General features: G+C 45.0%; 1 protein-coding gene and 1 pseudogene. Both read right to left on the bottom strand.

Annotated elements, in window-relative coordinates:
* Nucleotides 1-52: 52 nt before the first annotated feature.
* Nucleotides 53-367 (bottom strand): YhbY family RNA-binding protein, encoded by a 315-nt coding sequence (locus WEIDD23_RS04165; protein ID WP_010373531.1) that lies wholly within the window; start codon nucleotides 365-367, stop codon nucleotides 53-55.
* A gap of 1 nt (nucleotide 368) precedes the next feature.
* Nucleotides 369-689 (bottom strand): annotated as a pseudogene (locus WEIDD23_RS04160) (ribosome biogenesis GTPase YqeH); the annotation flags it as partial.

Raw genomic sequence — 689 nt, 5'->3', positions numbered from 1 at the left:
TTGTCTTCTCGATTGTATTAATCATGCCCGAACCCCCGTTCCGAGAGTGATGTTAAATTTTTTGAACGGCGACAGAGTAGCGACGGTTTTCTTTGTCAGCTGACTCTCCGAACAATACTAGTGTGTGCCCAATCGTTTGAACAACTTGAATATCCGTGTTCTCTTCGATAAATGCCTTCAAATCATCAACTTCAACATCTGAATTTGCCAAGATATTAACCTTGAACAACTCGCGCTTGTTGATTGCATCTGAAAGTTGGTCCAACCAGTTTTGTGTCAATCCTTGCTTACCAATACTAAAGAGTGGTCGCATGTCGTGCGCTGAGGCACGTAGGTAACGCTTTTGCTTACCGCGTAGTGAAATCATATTAAATCATTGCCCTTCGTGTTAATACTGAAACACCCTCGGGTGCCCAGCCTGCTACTACCGTGTTGGCGGGAACTGTAATCCAGCCCAATCCATCAATCACGATATCCGTCTTCTCAGTCACCTTAAACTCGTGACGTTGCAATGGTGGCAACATGTCTAAGTTTTCCGTTGTTGGTGGCATCAATAGTTCACCAGCATGCTTGCTGTAGAACTCATCCGCCTTTTCCAGCTTCGTCCGGTGAATCATCAAATTATTTTCAAAGTAAGCCGTAATGCCGGCCTTCTCACCTTGAATGAAATCAAAACGAGCCAAGGCCCC

Source organism: Weissella sp. DD23 (assembly GCF_001579105.1).
In the GTDB taxonomy this organism is placed as follows: domain Bacteria; phylum Bacillota; class Bacilli; order Lactobacillales; family Lactobacillaceae; genus Weissella; species Weissella cibaria.
The sequence above is the reverse complement of the archived record's forward strand: the minus strand, read 5'-3'. Positions and strand labels throughout refer to the sequence as shown.